The following is a 15,466-nucleotide window of genomic DNA, read 5'->3' on the forward strand; positions in this document are numbered from 1 at the left end:
TAAAATAACGGCACCCGCTAAGGTGCCGTTGATTCATTATGCTTGTTCGTTTGAGTCGTTGTTCGAATCTTCACGAACGTCGAACTCAACGTGCCATTTCTGACCGTTGTCAGTGGCAATTGCTTCTAGGTATAGAGTACCCAGCTCAGTAACGCGAGAAGCCAAAGTAACCGGAACCACTTCACCTTCGCGACGGCCTTCAGAAACAGGCAGTGTCACTTGGATTTCAGGAAGCTCGTCTAGCTCTTCTGGTGCCCAGTGATCAAGGTGTGTACCGGCTTCATCTTCACGGCGAGTTGTTGAACCGAAGAATTGGAAGTGAACAGGCTGACCAATCACTAGACCGAACTCTTGGCTAGGTACTTGAACGCTTGAACCTTCTTCCATACCAAACGGTGCAACACACAGTGCTTCCATTGGAGGAGCCATACCTGGGATTGCTGGCATCGCGCTTTCAATTCCTACGTAGTAAGAAGATGCAATACCGCCACGGATACGAACACCTTGACCACGACGTACTGCGCCGTAGTAAGAAGCACCACTTGCAACCGCAAGGTCTAGATCCAAACCTGAAAGTTGCTTCGCAAATTCAGCGTCAGCGTTGATCAACCACTCGTTGATCGTGTCTGAAAGACGATCAGCAAGTAGGTTAGATTTTAGAACACCACCGTTGAACAGGATTGCTGTTGGCTTGATGAAATCAGCCGCTGGCGCTTCTGACCCTTGCGCTTCTGTACCGGGCATACCGGGCATGTTTGCAAACGGGTTGAAATCTTGTTGAGCGGCTTCGCTGTTTCCAGAAAGCGCGTTAGCTTGCTTAGAAAGGAACGCAGCAATGTGACGGGTAATACCTGCATCTTGAGCGTAAGGCAGACCCATTTGAGTCAGTGCGCCGCGCGTCTTTTGTACAGGGTGCTCAGTTACAGCAACTTTAGGGAAGAAGCCATCAACCAATGTCTGTTGTACTTCTTGCTGAGTCAGTTCTGTTTTCAGCGTCGCGCCAAGCAGTTTAGAACCACGGCTAGGTACTACGATTGGTACAGATTGCAGTTCAGCATCGTTTAGCAGTGCTTCTTTCGCATCACGACATGCGTGAGTCATTGCTTGAACCTGCCAAGGAGCCAGCTCTTTGCCTTCTTGAGCCAGTTTCATCTTCAAGCGATAAGCCAGAGCTAAATCCATGTTGTCACCGCCAAGTAGGATATGTTCACCTACAGCGATACGGTTCAGGCTCAGGTTACCGTCGTCTTGCGTTACTTCAACTAACGAAAGGTCGGTAGTACCACCACCGATATCGACAACAAGAACGATGTCACCAACGTTTACTTCATCACGCCATGTGTCGTTGCTGTTATCAATCCAGCTGTAAAGTGCTGCTTGAGGCTCTTCTAACAGCGTTAGATGAGTGAAACCAACATTACGTGCAGCTTCAGCTGTTAGGTCGCGAGCAGCAGGATCAAACGAAGCCGGAACCGTGATCGTAACATCTTGGTCTGCCAGTTTGTGTTCTGGGTTAGCGTGGTTCCATGCGTCTTTAAGGTGCTCAAGGTATAGTTCAGTCGTTTTAAGAGGAGATACCTTTTCCACTTCTTCTGGGCTACCTGCAGGAAGGAATGCATCGCGACGGTTTACACCACCGTGGCATAGCCAAGATTTAGCACTTGCTACCAAACGGATAGGGGTTTTAGAACCAAGGTTACGCGCAATTGCACCCACTAGAGCTTTAGGCTCAGAAGACCAAGGAAGAACGCGAGAGCCCGCATTCATTTCATGTTCGTGCGGTTGGTATAGGAACGAGCCAAGTTGGCTGCGAGTTTCTACTGTACCTGGCGCCGTCAGTTGAGGGATTGGCATCACCTCTACACGAGCGTCTTCATTGTTTGTGTCGATGTAAGACAAAACGCAATGTGTAGTACCTAAATCGATACCAACACTGAACTTAGGTGCCTGATGTTGCTCTTGAGAAGATAGTGCTTGTGAATGCTCTTGAGCTGAATGACTTTGGTGTTCCATTATAGCTCCACCTCTGCCGGTGCAATCACAGATGCATCGTAGTTCTCAGCAAGCTTTGGCAGGTTCATATCAGTTGCTTTCCAACCTTTGTGAACCAGTGTGCCGTTGAATGGTGCATTGCCCGTTACGTTGCCTGTTAGGCGAATTTCTTGTGGGTTGAAACCTTCTGCGACAGTGATACGAGTTTCTTCATCTTCGTTGCGGATGTGAGAAAGCGTTACGTAATCTGCTAATACTTTTTGGCCGCCAGTGTGAATAACACGTGCCGCTGCGCCCACTTCTTCATCAGAGAATGACGTTAGGTCTTCTTTTAGGAAGTCGATTAAGCGCGCTTCTTGCTGCATGATAGACAGTAATTGCATTGCTGAATCTGTTGGTGCTGTTGCTAGCTTAGATTCAACTTCTACTACTTTTTCGATAACACGTTCAACTTCGACAACTTTCTCTACTTCGACAATTTTCTCAACTGGCTTTTCAACTTCAACGATCTTTTCTACTGGTTTTTCTACGATTTTCTCAACCACTTTGGATTTACGAGAAATAGCAATTAGCAGTAGTAAAACGCTTGATGCAGTTAGGCCTGCGTGAAGCATATCAAACGTTTGTGGAATTAGGTTCAAATCAACGATCATAGTGATTTCTCTTTAAAATTGATTTAACGGTATATTCGTCGGTTCAAAGGAATATACAGATTGGAAAGAAACTCAGTGGCACGAAGCCGAAATGGTCACTTTCAAGCTATAAATATGGATGGATACTAGCATATTCAAGGCCTAAGAGTGGTATTTAATGTTTTTAATCAAGTAGGTTTTTGGCGTGTTAGCTTGAAATTTAGTCGAGATTCGTTCGAATATTGGTCGTCGATGTAAGGGTTCGGTAAACAATGCCTATTTTATGTCATTTTTAAAACCAAACTTAAATGGAGCATGATTCCCTTCCGTTATATACTTTTAACTCATCAGAGCCTATTTGGAAGCCACATGCCTCACACCACCGACCCACTAACAGGGTTGAAGAGACGAACTCTCCCATTGGTCGTGTTTTCGATCAGTTTTTTGATTACTGTGTTGTGTTTTATATTAGTCGCACTCAACCAAAACCGTGCGCTAAATATGAATCTGGATAGCTTTGCTACTCACCAGACACTGAGCTTGGAAGCGTTTATCGGCAATGATGTGGCTTACATTGGCTCTGGGGCTAATTTTTTCTATTCTAACGAACCTGAAAACTGGGATAAATTTGATCGTTTTGCTCAGCAAACTATAAACGGCTCAAAAAGCTTAATCGGCTTGCAGTGGATGCAAAAAGTGCCGGCAGACGAGATTGCCGAACACACTGCTAAGATGAAAGAAAAATACCCGTCTTATCAACTGTTCACTATTCCAAAACACGAAGCAAAGTCCTTTGGTTACATTTTAGATGGCGAGCCAGCGTTCATTGCTAGTGACCTCTACCCCAATACTGAAGCTAACGACAACGTTCTTGGTTTCTACTCCTCTCGTGAGCGATTCAAGCTGGTTTTAGACAATATTAAACAGACACGTAAAGCGAATATCTCGGACAAAGTACGTCTGATTCAAGATGGTCTAACTCAAGATACGCCTAAGACAGGCATGCTGGTTTATCACCCTGTGTTTGAAGGCGAAAGTGATAACCTACTTGGTGTTGTGATTGGCGTGGTTCGCACAACTTACTACTTTGAGAACCTGTTAGCCTCTGCCGTCGGTGATATGGATGTTTACATTCGTGTTACTGACACGGGATTTGAAGCCGAAGATTCCCCAATTCTATTTGAAACCGCCGGGTATGAAGGTGTGACAGGGCATCACATTACTAAGACCATTGAATTGACCAATCGGGATTGGAAAATTGATTACAAAATAGATTCTTGTATCTCTTTTTATGGTTATCTCGTGTTAACAGGAATCGCGTTGGTTGGTACAACCATTTCATTACTACTTGCTTATATCGTGAATATGCAAATCCGTGAAAAAGAACGTCTATATCAAATGTTGGATGAAAGAACCGAAGAACTTCGCTTCTTAGCTAACCATGACAGCCTTACTGAAGTCTATAATCGACGTGCATTTAACAAGGAGTTAGAAAAGGTCACTGAATCTGGTCAATCGTTTAGTTTGATTGGGTTTGATGTAGATAAATTTAAAGGCATCAACGACCAATTTGGTCACCCCGCGGGTGATGCTTTGTTGATTCATGTGATTCAACTTATCTCCGTTAGCTTGAAGGAGGGCGATTATGTGTTCCGTCTCGGTGGTGATGAATTCAGTATCATTTCCAGCATATCAGACCATGAATCGTTAGCTCGATACCTGGAATGTATTCTTCGTACAGTGAGCCACTCTCATTGTGAGTACAAAGGCCAACAGTTAAATTGTACGTTGAGTATTGGCGCAACTATTCATTCGACAGAAAACATTGAAGAGATACTTCAGAAAACCGACAGTATGCTCTATCAAAGTAAGTTAAATGGTCGAGATCGCGTCACAATTGCAGGCTAAATGAGCACTTAGTGCGACTAGGGTCGAGTTCTTTATTAGGCTCATGTACAATTTCACGAAATTTTTGACGAGAGAATTAGGCGACGTATGAATCACAATCGAGTGGTGTGTTTCGATTTGGAAATGTGCTGTTGGAGCGAAGACGGTGTAGGAACAACAGGTGAGATCATTGAAGTAGGTCTTGCTGAGATTGATCTAGCATCTGGCACTATCGTGAAGCGAGCACAATACTACGTTAAGCCAGAGAAAGACGAAGTCTCTCTATTCTGTGCCGAGTTAACGGGCATTACACCTCGAAAAATCGAAAAGCAGGGACGCCCATTAGAGTCTGTCATCAAGTCGATGATTAAAAATTTCGGTGGTCCAAAAAAAATCTATGCAGCGTGGGGACGTGACGACCTCATTTTACACAAAGAGTGTATCGAGAAAGGCATCGAGCCTCCGTTCAGTGAGTTCTTGAATATCGCAACGCTTTATCGAGTTCAGAATCGATTGAAAGACAAACGCATTGGTCACCGCGCCGCTCAAGAAGCGAAAAACATTGAGTGGGAAGGCCGTCAGCACTCTGGTTATGTTGATGCTTATAACTTGGCAAAGCTTGCGCTGACGATGCTTTAGTGCCTGCTTTTTCTATTGTAGGTTGAACACCGCGATCAAGTAGATCATCTGAAGAATAAGCGACAAAAAACCTCTATTTTCCATTGGGTAAATAGAGGTTTTTTATTTTATTATTAAAAGGTTAGTTGTTCTTTAAATTGTATTTACCACACTTTGCTGTGTACAGGGGATGAGAACCAGTTGTTGTGTTGCTCACCTCCAGATTGCGCCCAGTTCACGATGTTAGGGTAAGCAGCACAGGCATCTTTTCTCTCTATAGGGTGAGACCAAGATGCTGGTATGTCTAACGCCCAAGGTAAACCGTTACTTGTCTGGTAGTACTCATTGTTATCAACACTTGAATCATCATCACCCTGACCGAACATGTTCGTATTGGCGAGGTCTGTGTTCGGATAGTTCATCAAATGAACTTCTTTATCACGACTATTTGCTTTGAATATAAAAGGGTTAAAGCTTTTGCCAGTGAGACTTTCAATCGAGCCATCAATGACCAGTGATACACTATATTCAACGAGATCTCTATTGTCTCCGGTTTCAGTATTGTAGAACTCATACCCTGTCGCGTTGGGTAGCATTTCATTAATGCTTTCAATGACCACAAAAACTAACTCTCCAGAGTGTCCATTTTCGGGTGTTAAATCCTCAGTCGAACCATCATAGGTTTTTGTCAATGTGCCTATATTGGATGCCTCTAACCCTGATAATGAAATAGCAAAACTGTTATCTTGCGCAGCTCCTCTAGCAATAGCTTGACCATAGTAGTCGAAGCGCGTGATCTGATTGTTCGCATCAGTGTAAGTACCATAAGCGTAGTGGGTAACGAAGTCATTTAGGTCATAGTCGCCTTCATAAGGCCATAGGTCTTCAAAGCTCAAAGTATACCAACCAGAAGTTGGCGTTCGGCTGTAAAACGCGATAGTTGGATCGCTCGGCGCATAATCATGTATATCAGCAATGCCATCTCCATCCGTATCACCGATTTCCGGCCATGCTATTTCTGCAATATCACTGATTAACCCATTTGAGTCGATAGCGGTAACTTGAACCTTCCACAGCTCACCAGCAACAGTTTGGCTAGCGGGTAACGTTGCGTCACTATTGTTGTTTTTACCAACAAATTCATCATCAACATAGAAGCCTTGCCCAACATCGACAAACCAGCGGTAGCTGTAGGTGACAGAATCTGAATCTGGGTCGCTGGGCGTTGGACCTGTAACGCTAACAATAAGATCATGAGCAGCGCCTAGCCCTGTGCTTCTTTCTAAGGTCGGTGTATACGGTGGGTTGTTAGCTATTGCCGTGTAGGTGACGCTGATTAGGCTATAGGAGAGGGTGGTATACCAGCCATCTTTGTTGACATCAATATCTAAGTCTACGTCGACAAGCCCGTCATCAAGGGAAGAGCTAGGCAAATCAAACACCGTCGTTGACCAGTTTCCATTCGTCCCTTGCAAAAAGCCTGGCGTTAACATTGCTCCGTCGACCGATACACTATCATACTCACCGTTTTCTCCGTGGTGAGCTTCTGAATCGACATCATAAGCGTAAATGGTGAGGGTTGCAGCGGTGATCTGAGAACCACTAGGCACAGTAATATCGTGCTGCCATGAGTAATCTTGATTGTGACGACTGTATTTGCCAAACCCATATTTGTTGTTATTCGGAGCACTGTAGTGTGGAGATGTACTATTGTTGTCGATCTTTTGAGTGACGGTAATCGAGCCGTCGCCATTTGTAGTAGAAGAGTTTTCGGAAGCGGCAGAAAAAACGAGTTGAGAAAAAGAGCTGACCGCGAATGTACCGACTAAGATGAGTGACTTTGTTATATTATTCATATCTCTACCCTTAATCTTTATCCAAATTGATGTCACATGAAACCAACAGATTTGATGTAAGCTCATCTAAATCGTATGTTGACGTGCATTCTAAGTCTTTAACAAGGGCAATTATGGTGATGCTTTGCCAGTGACTAGGGATTGAGAACTTATTGGCGAGTTGTCCGTCCTTGTTTGAGATGCCTGTGTAGAAAGGGTTAGAGTCAGTCGATGAGTTCGAAGTGCTAAACAGTTTGATAATGTGAGAGCCGCGAATATTTTGTGGTTCTCCGTTGGTCGTGGAAAAACTACTGACGACATTTACTGCAATTTCAAGCGTTTCGACGCTACTCCATTCAAAGTTATCCGGTACCACTATATCTCTGAATGAATCAACTGTAGCTGGAGAGGTAGAGTCATTGACCGTAGTCGTTTCCGGGTCTGGTTGCTCACTCGATGAAGAGTTTCCACCACTGGTGCTTCCTCCGCCACCTCCGCCACCTCCACAACCAGTTAACGAAGTACTTAATGACATTGTTAATATCAAGGGGATCAGTGCTTTCATTTTCAATATCCTTATTTAATTAGTTGCATAATGTAAAAGCAAGTCTTGTGCCACTTTTAAGTGACTGATTTAATATTATTTTTTTAAAAATCAGGTGCATGTACTCAGAAATATCTGTCTTTTTTCAAAAAGAGAATCAATTTGAGCAAACTACACCATATGGCGAAAGAGTTGGGCAAGGGTGACAGCCTATTGAGTTAGTTGGGCTCAAAAATTAGTTAAATGGGGCGAGGTTCGGTTTGTGGGCTGACTTAAATTTCGTCTTATGTGTCGAAGAGGAGGAAAATTACTATCCAAAGAAAACTCATATAGCAAGTGGTTTGTCAATAGTAAATGGTTACATCGCTTATTTAACGAGTGAATAATATTGGTTTGAAATTTAGCTTTTTAATTAATATTAAATCGCAGGTTGTAGCCTTGATTGGGTAGGGCTAGGTGGTAGCGTTAGCTCACCCAAAACAAGGAGAATAGGATGAACAACATTATTAAGTATGGATTGGCACTGGGGGCGCTAAGCGTAAGTGCGTTGGTTTCGTCACAACCCGTTGTATTGATAAACACTTTTTCAGTCGAGCCAGCCCATGAAGCTGCGACATTAACGTATTGGGAAGATGCGCGAGATGTATTGGTGAAGCAACCCGGATATATATCCACTAAATTGCACCGCTCTTTAAGTTCGGACGCGACATACCGCTTTATCAATGTCGCTGAATGGGAGAGTAAGAAGCAATTCCATGATGCAATACAAGTGATGAGAAAAGAGCTACCACCTTTAAAAATCGAAGGGGTTTCTGCTGACCCTAACTTGTATGAAATTATTCGCGACTAATTAGGAAAGCACATAATGAAAACAATTCAAGGAACCTTTTTAGCTATTTTTAGCTTTCTATTTTCAGCGATTTTATTCTCTAGCTATAGTCATGCTGCGGCATACGGCGTGTCAGTGGCTTGGAAAACCGATGATGCTCAAGCGGTATTTGAGGTGATGCCTCAGCAGAAAAAAGCATTTGCTAATTTAATTGATGCTGGCTTAATTCACGATATGTTTGTTTCTGAAAGCTTTATTGGCGAAAAGCAGTTTCCAATAATTAAATTTGTAATGGAAGCTGATAGTGAAGAGGAAGTAAGACGCGTTATTGGAAATCTTCCTTTTCAATTTAAAGAGCTAGCTGAAATAACAGAAGTAAGAGACATCGGAAGTAAATGGCTAGACACTCAAGTTGCTTTTAAAAACTACGCGATTGAGTTGACTTGGAAAGAGCCAGAAGATCAAATGCTGGTAGATAAAATTATTAGCGTTGATTTGCAAAAAGTGGTCGATTGGAGCACTCAAGGTGTGATTACTTCGGCTTATATAAAAAATCAGTCTATTGCCGAGTCAAAGCCAAATCAGATAGCGATGATTCGACCAATATATTCTATCGCGGTACTGGCCAAGGATGAGCAACATGCTCTTGATATTGCAAGTGAACTTAACGCCGTTAAATTAGGCTTCGCTAGCGTCAATGTCAGTGAATTGGGCTTTAAATTATCCCTGTGATTTTGAATTAATGTAAACCCTCGTGTTATTCTAAGGTGAGATTATTAACAGTGTTAACTCACCTTATGAATAATAATAAATTACAAGAGTATGATTTGGTTATTGAACTTGATGACCGTACATTGATTAACCCGTCATTGAATAAAGTCGTGACATTGTCGCCATCTGAGTGCCTGCTTTTAAAGCATTTAATGGACAACTGTTCACAAACTTTAGGTCGTGAATTCCTTTTAACGCATTGTTGGCCGGGGCGCATTGTTACTAACAGCTCTCTGAATGTCGCAATCAAAAATGTTCGCAGTGCTCTCAAAGAAGTAGGGTCCGACTGCAAAGTAATTACTGTACAAAAGGAAGGCTACTGTTTTGTTGCTCCGGAGAACAGTGTCGAACCAGATAGCGGTACCGCTCTTGAGCGCAATATTGTATCTGAAAACCTTGCCGAACAAGACAAGTGCATCCCCCAATCTGCCAGTTTGGGTGAACAGGAAGGTTCTACTTGCTCGGAATCCACTGTGCTGGAGTCAAAATCAGCTTCTGATTTAAACGAAGTCGCTGACACTCAAGGGCTATCAGAGAATGTTCAGGCACAAGGCAAGCAAGCATCTTCTAAGTTTATCCCGCTTATTAGTGGACTCGCGGTAAGTCTGTTTATAGTTATTATCCTGTCTTATCTTGGGTTGTTTATGGAAAGAGCTTCCATCAAGGGTGTCGACGTATACCATGATAGCGTCGAGCTAGAACAAGAGCTGGTGGAAGACTTAACTTCACTTGCGAAGCCGGGCGTAGAGGCGATCTATCTCCACCGCATGGGTATCGAGTGTGGTGGTATGCAAGTGGTGGTGCTAGACGAAAGTGGTTGGCACGACATTAGTGCAGATTTCAAGTTTGGGCGCTGTTCACAAGGCCAGAAAGAGGGTGTAAAGGTAGAAGGAACTGCAGATGAAGCGTAACTTTTGGCTGCCGATTGTTGTAACCGTATTTGTGATCTTGGCGTTTGGTTTAGTCTCTGGAGTAGCGACCAAAGGTTCGTATCAGTTTGAAAGCCAGTACGAGAATTATGGTTGGGAGGTTTTGACCCTTGAGCTAAATAATGGACGCTCAAAAATGCGCTATGTCGGCTATGACCGAAATGGACGAGTCGTGCAAACCAAGCAGTTGTTTGGTGTGTTCCTACGTTGGGGCAATCACTATTACTTCTATCAGCTTGAACAGCACCAAGCCCACGGAGACCAAACCTTCAACGTTAAAAATCTGTTTATCAAGCACCATGACAATAAGCGCAGTGTTTTGATATCCGATCAACGAGGCGCTTACATTACGAAAGACGGTACGATCCTAGAGCTCAACGGCATTCTCTATGGGAAGGCAATGCGCTAATTGGTGATGCGACAAGCTAAGCGCTTAATTAGGACAGGTTTTTGGAATGGGGCGTTACTAACAATCAACAGCAGCGTTAGGTTCATTGCCTAACGCAGCTCATTTGTATGACTAGCTTAGTCTTCGCCAAGTACGTCAAGTTTGCTCTTGATGAAGTCTTTGTGGTCAACGTAGAGAAGTTCAGCGGTTTTTCTAATCACTGAATCTTCAAGTGGATCAATCTCTCCGTCGGCATGTGCTACTTCCCACATCGCCTTAATCAGGTCGATTCGCACTGGCTGTGACAATTCGCGCAGTTGTGAAGTGAAATCATACAAAGAAACAGATTGTTCAACTTGCGGCTCAGCTTGTTGTAACAAGGCTTTCGACTCTTCTTCTGTAATGCCCAACAGACGTTGCAGTAAGTTCAACTTCGCTTCTTGCTCTGATTCGTTGATCTCATGGTCTGCGCCTGCGACTTCGCATAACAAACTGGCGATAGCTAAGTTTGGTGAGGCGGTAGGTGTTTTGCCTAAATCAGAGCCTTCGACCAACTGTTTAAATAACGATGTAAGTGAATTAAACATATGAGCGTTCCAGTAATAGTGAATATTATAACTATTGGGCCTACAGAGTGTGATCGCAAGCCCCTTTACTTAAAACTGACATTACGTATAAGCCAGCAATAAGGAACATATCCTAGGTCGGCTCTGGAAAACGCGTCACTTTGCCATCGCCGCTTAGAGTGGTAATCGATTGTGGCTTACCATCGCTATCTAGCCTTAACTCTCCAATCGCGCTGCGGTTTGAAAGGCGATAGAAGGTCTGATTGTCAGGGCTTCGCTTTTCGATCTTCAAGCGTTTACGCTTAGTGAAATAGTTCAAGACTGAGCGAGGGCTGTACAACAAACGGTCCCATACATCGCAGAATTTAAGCAGAGGAGCAGGGAATTGATTTTTAATGCCACTACAGGTGATTTGATAGATGTTCGGGCTGTTTCGGCGATATCTCAGCTTGATATCGTAAGCAAATGAGTAGTGAACATCGCCAGAAAGCACCACGAAGTTGGTCGGTGTTTTGGTATGGGTAAAGATGCTGATCAGCGTATTAGCACTGCCCGGGTGTGCCATCCAGTTTTCAGCGTCGATCACTAATGGCTTGCCTATGGTCGTTGCCATCTTTTGCAGTGTTTCAATAAACTTCACGCCAAACATCGGCGCAGCAGAAACGATCACCACTTTATCTTGATGCAGTAACTGATGTTGGAACTCAATCAAGGCTTCCCAGTCCATTAAACCTGAAGGTTTATTCATGCGTGACTCTGAACGCCAACGGCGGGTTCGAGTATCTAACACAATGACTTTGGGTGAAGTGTCTATCGTGTAATGCCACTCTTCAAAGCGATTCAGTATCTCAATGAAGGCTTGATGCTTGTCTGGTTCTATTCGGCTAATAGAGTGAGTAGTCACTGCATTACCGGCTTCATTATGCCTTTCTGTAATGGCACGCACTTGAACAGTAAAAAGCTGTTTTGCTTGCTCGATGAACGCTTCGTTAAAGCTTTCCGGTTTGTTACCCCAACCCTGGCACATCCAGTAGGCGGCAAGGCCATTACCAATCACTTGAGTAGCGAACTGGTTTTGATCGACAGCATGCTCCCAGCCCACGGTAAGGTTCCAATCATCAGTAACATCGTGATCGTCGAAGATCATGTAAGTCGGAATGTGCGCGAACAGACGTTGTACTTGCGGCAAGCCAGCAATGAAATCATCGATGATGACGCTTTCATCACGCCACTGTTGCTGCTCAGTCGGTGTTAATTGGCGTCCTCCTTGAGTGAAGTTATTCTCAATTAAACGCTCTCGATTGACGCATTGCCACAGTGTTGGAGACCAAACCAACAAGTACATCGCGATAAACTCGGACAGCGTGACCAAGTGGTTTTCACAATCGGTAGAACTAAAAATCGGCACGCCACGATTCGGGAAGAACTTATCGAGCATGGATTCTGAAGCGGTGTGGTGCGGCAAATAGTGATGACGCTGATATAAGTGGTATTCACTGTTATACAGAGCATCACTGCTGTTGATTTTTTTAATTTGCGAGTCAGTCGGTAAGCTCTCACCAACAAGACCAAGTCGTTGAATCACTTGCTGAATAGCATCTAGCGTCGGGCCTGCCACATGGTCGGCGTAGATCTGATCGCCGCTCATCATAAGCATATCGGGTCTTTCTACGATGCTTTGATCGGCAATCTTGTTATCGGCTGCGACTAAACTGTCTTTGCTTGGATGATGTGGATTACGACAAGAGCCATGCAAAATGTAATCAGCCGAGGTCGATATCTTAAACTCAACGCGAGATTTACCGTTGTAAACAAGGTGAGGGGCGAGCTCTTTTAGTGAGCCTGTTTCTGTGTGAATATCATATTCAAGGGGCGTATTGGTTGGAAACTCACCTTGTAAGCGAATTAGCGTTACCCACGCATGTGTACCGATTTGAATCGAATCATGCTCTTCAAGCGATGAGGTATAAAACGGTTGGTCTTGCTCTACGTTGGAATGGCCGATTTCTCCAACGAGATCTGTTTCGTTAACATATAGCTCAGCTCTGCCTGTAAGAGGCGAGCTGGTGGCTAACCAAAGTACCACTTCAGTCGCGGTGGTTTTTCTTAAAATGGGTCCGGCGAGTAACAGGGGAAGAGATGATGTCGTAGAGGGTTTCAATACGGTACCTAAAATCGTTGGTGGCTAGTCGTCGTGGTGTTCTTTTATTTCCGCTTCATGCGCGTCGAAAACCGATGTTTTCAGTTCTGGCATTTCAGGTTCAATTACTTCGAATTCTCTTGTTTGAGGCTTGCTTATTTCAAGCTCCGATAACTCAGACTTTCTTGCTTCAGACTTTCTTGCTTCAGACTCAGTTGCTTCAAGTATTTCGATAACTTCCGAGCTAGAAAGTTCATGGCCCATTAGAAATATTGCCAATAAGGCATCGGCTTTTGTCTTGGTATCGGATGTGTCGTCTAACACCTGCTCCAGTTTTTCACGAATCATCGCGATTTCGTGTTCAACAAAACCGCGGCCTTCTTCATCCCCTTGATTGTCTTCAGGGGCATTATCAAATTCAAGGAATAGCATGTCGCCGTCTAGGTTAGTATTCACCAAGCGTTCGGGTAGCCACGCTTCACCCATAACAATATCTGGATCGGAATCTTTGGGTAAGTGGTCTATAATGTTTTGTAATTCTGAGACTTTCACAATACTTTCATTTAACCGAGAATATTCTTTATTGTAACGGTCAATCTCGATCAAACCTAAAAATTGTTGGCTAGAATAGTCAATAAATGTCTAACCAGTACCACAAAACTTATTACAAAGAGTAATTAAACAAGAATGAAGCGCAAATTTTCACCGAAGCTCATCTCGTATGGGACAATTCTACTAAGTAACGCTTTTCTAGCGAACAGCGTGGCGTGGGCTACTGAAGAGCAAGAGTGGGGGATTGCGGCGATGTTTCGTACCGCCAGTATTCCTTACGACACGTCAGGTGGGGACCAAACGGTTAGCTCTTTTGTTCCAATGCTATTTTTCAAGAACGACTATGTGTTTATTGATGGTACTGAGATGGGAGCCTACCTCTATCAAACCGATGACGAGAAATGGTCTTTTAATGCTATCTCTCGCATGCGTTTTATTGATATCCCGGCTTCTGAACAGAATGCAATTGAAGGTGACACTGCGGATTTTGGTGCTCAACTGACTTACCAACTTGATGGCCCTTGGTCTGTCGAGACGGAATTAATGAGTGACAGTGAATTTAACCTTCACGGTAACTTACGAGCGAAAGCTAAGTATGAAACCGGAGACTGGGAATTTTACCCAAGCGCGACACTTCGTTATAAAAGCGCTGATTTCAACAGCGAGTATTACTCAGCTGGTAATGAAACCATTGGTGCAGGTGTTGATCTGAATGTTGGTGTAGAAGCCCGTTACCATGTGATTTCGAACTTGTACTTATTGGGTTCAACCAGTGTGACTCGACTGGATGATAACGCTTATGACTCTTCTATTATCGAAGATCGTTACCAAGGCGAGCTTTACCTTGGTTTTGGTTTCTTCAACGACAAAACAAAAGCGCCTAAGCCTAAGTTAAGTAACGCACCTTATTTACGAGTCGCGCACGGTTGGGCAACGCCGTCGAATATCGGCGACATCATGAAATTCAACACCGAGAAAGACGAGTACAATAACCAACTTACATCATTCTTTTATGGCCACCCTTTAACTGATGAGATCTTTGGCTTGCCGTTGGATATCTACTTAACGCCAGGTATCGCTCACCATTGGAGTTCAGAGGTTCAATCCAGTAGTACGGAATACATCATTGCGATTAAAGCGTACTACACCTTTAACTGGCCAACACAATGGCGATTTGGTGTAGCAGAAGGTATGTCTTACATCGATTCGATTACTTATATCGAAGGCTCAGAGATGGACCGTAAAGATTACACAGCCAGCCACCTGTTGAACTACTTAGACTTTTCATTTGACGTTAACGTAGGTGATTTGATTGGTAAGAATGATTTGAACAACTTATGGTTCGGTTATTCATTACATCACCGTTCTGCGATCTTTGAAAACGCGTCCCAGTTTGGACGTATCAAAGGTGGCAGTAACTACAACACGGTTTACTTCCAATACGAGTTCTAAACCATTATTTCGACAATATAAAAAATGCTGCTCTCAATGAGCGGCATTTTTTTATTATCAAAGAAAACAGAGATAATCACTATTTGCCACTGCTAATCAATTATTCGAAAGTCACTTTAACTGAAATCTAATATATGGGTTTATTCTGATTATCTAATATTCCCTGTCTGCTTTTTGGATTTTACTACTATTTAATTATTTAATTATTTAATTATTTAATTATTTAACTTTCTTTCATTATTTGTTAACTTTTTTATATTATTTACAATGACTTATATTATGTTGCTATCCTGGATTTTTATGATGCTCTAACTGTGTTTGTTATCTGTTA

The 15,466-nt window shown here is 43.3% G+C and carries 14 protein-coding genes; 7 read left to right on the forward strand and 7 right to left on the reverse strand.

Annotated elements, in window-relative coordinates; all coding sequences use genetic code 11:
- Positions 1-36: 36 nt before the first annotated feature.
- Together L4C44_RS01755 and L4C44_RS01760 are read right to left on the reverse strand one after the other, a co-directional pair.
- Positions 37-2,013, reverse strand: coding sequence for an Hsp70 family protein (locus L4C44_RS01755; protein ID WP_428804218.1), 1,977 nt, complete (start codon positions 2,011-2,013; stop codon positions 37-39).
- Positions 2,013-2,645, reverse strand: coding sequence for a DUF2760 domain-containing protein (locus L4C44_RS01760; RefSeq protein ID WP_146491307.1), 633 nt, complete (start codon positions 2,643-2,645; stop codon positions 2,013-2,015). The genes L4C44_RS01755 and L4C44_RS01760 overlap by 1 nt, the downstream gene beginning before the upstream one ends.
- 348 nt (positions 2,646-2,993) lie before the next feature.
- Between L4C44_RS01760 and L4C44_RS01765 the strand changes: the two genes are divergently transcribed.
- Together L4C44_RS01765 and L4C44_RS01770 are read left to right on the forward strand one after the other, a co-directional pair.
- Positions 2,994-4,532 (forward strand): sensor domain-containing diguanylate cyclase, encoded by a 1,539-nt coding sequence (locus L4C44_RS01765; protein ID WP_327783960.1) that lies wholly within the window; start codon positions 2,994-2,996, stop codon positions 4,530-4,532.
- A gap of 87 nt (positions 4,533-4,619) precedes the next feature.
- Positions 4,620-5,150, forward strand: coding sequence for a 3'-5' exonuclease (locus tag L4C44_RS01770; RefSeq protein WP_102321043.1), 531 nt, complete (start codon positions 4,620-4,622; stop codon positions 5,148-5,150).
- Positions 5,151-5,293: 143 nt separating this feature from the next.
- On the opposite strand, the gene L4C44_RS01775 is transcribed toward L4C44_RS01770, so the two are convergent.
- Both L4C44_RS01775 and L4C44_RS01780 read right to left on the reverse strand, forming a co-directional pair.
- Positions 5,294-6,985: an LruC domain-containing protein gene (locus L4C44_RS01775; RefSeq protein ID WP_428804219.1), complete on the reverse strand. Its 1,692-nt coding sequence runs from the start codon at positions 6,983-6,985 to the stop codon at positions 5,294-5,296.
- Positions 6,986-6,995: 10 nt separating this feature from the next.
- On the reverse strand, positions 6,996-7,529 hold the full coding sequence (locus tag L4C44_RS01780; protein ID WP_428804220.1) for a hypothetical protein: 534 nt from the start codon (positions 7,527-7,529) through the stop codon (positions 6,996-6,998).
- Positions 7,530-8,001: 472 nt separating this feature from the next.
- On the opposite strand from L4C44_RS01780, the gene L4C44_RS01785 reads away from it, so the two are divergent.
- The 4 genes from L4C44_RS01785 (at position 8,002) to L4C44_RS01800 (ending at position 10,446) form a co-directional block, all read left to right on the forward strand.
- Entirely contained in the window at positions 8,002-8,358 is a 357-nt protein-coding gene (locus tag L4C44_RS01785) for an antibiotic biosynthesis monooxygenase family protein (RefSeq protein ID WP_428804221.1), read from the forward strand.
- Positions 8,359-8,373: 15 nt separating this feature from the next.
- Positions 8,374-9,069 carry a hypothetical protein gene (locus tag L4C44_RS01790; RefSeq protein WP_146491304.1) on the forward strand — a complete coding sequence of 232 codons (696 nt, stop codon included), beginning with the start codon at positions 8,374-8,376 and terminating at the stop codon, positions 9,067-9,069.
- A gap of 65 nt (positions 9,070-9,134) precedes the next feature.
- Positions 9,135-10,019, forward strand: coding sequence for a winged helix-turn-helix domain-containing protein (locus tag L4C44_RS01795; RefSeq protein ID WP_327783958.1), 885 nt, complete (start codon positions 9,135-9,137; stop codon positions 10,017-10,019).
- A complete protein-coding gene (locus L4C44_RS01800; protein ID WP_146491302.1) occupies positions 10,009-10,446 on the forward strand; it encodes a hypothetical protein in 438 nt (145 codons plus the stop codon). The genes L4C44_RS01795 and L4C44_RS01800 overlap by 11 nt, the downstream gene beginning before the upstream one ends.
- 116 nt (positions 10,447-10,562) lie before the next feature.
- Here the strand turns inward: L4C44_RS01800 and L4C44_RS01805 are convergent, their stop codons facing one another.
- From L4C44_RS01805 to L4C44_RS01815, 3 genes are all read right to left on the reverse strand, one after another.
- A complete protein-coding gene (locus L4C44_RS01805) occupies positions 10,563-11,012 on the reverse strand; it encodes a tellurite resistance TerB family protein (RefSeq protein ID WP_008222106.1) in 450 nt (149 codons plus the stop codon).
- A 112-nt stretch (positions 11,013-11,124) separates the two neighbouring features.
- Entirely contained in the window at positions 11,125-13,152 is a 2,028-nt protein-coding gene (locus L4C44_RS01810; RefSeq protein ID WP_428804222.1) for a metallophosphoesterase family protein, read from the reverse strand.
- Positions 13,153-13,176: 24 nt separating this feature from the next.
- Complete coding sequence (locus L4C44_RS01815) at positions 13,177-13,737, reverse strand: VC1380 family protein (protein WP_428804223.1); 561 nt, start codon at positions 13,735-13,737, stop codon at positions 13,177-13,179.
- Between the two features lie 81 nt (positions 13,738-13,818).
- Here L4C44_RS01815 and L4C44_RS01820 point away from each other — a divergent pair, with 81 nt between their 5' ends.
- A complete protein-coding gene (locus L4C44_RS01820; protein WP_428804224.1) occupies positions 13,819-15,135 on the forward strand; it encodes a MipA/OmpV family protein in 1,317 nt (438 codons plus the stop codon).
- Positions 15,136-15,466 lie beyond the last annotated feature (331 nt).

Origin of the sequence: Vibrio satsumensis, assembly GCF_050337435.1 — a bacterium.
GTDB classification, from domain to species: domain Bacteria; phylum Pseudomonadota; class Gammaproteobacteria; order Enterobacterales; family Vibrionaceae; genus Vibrio; species Vibrio satsumensis.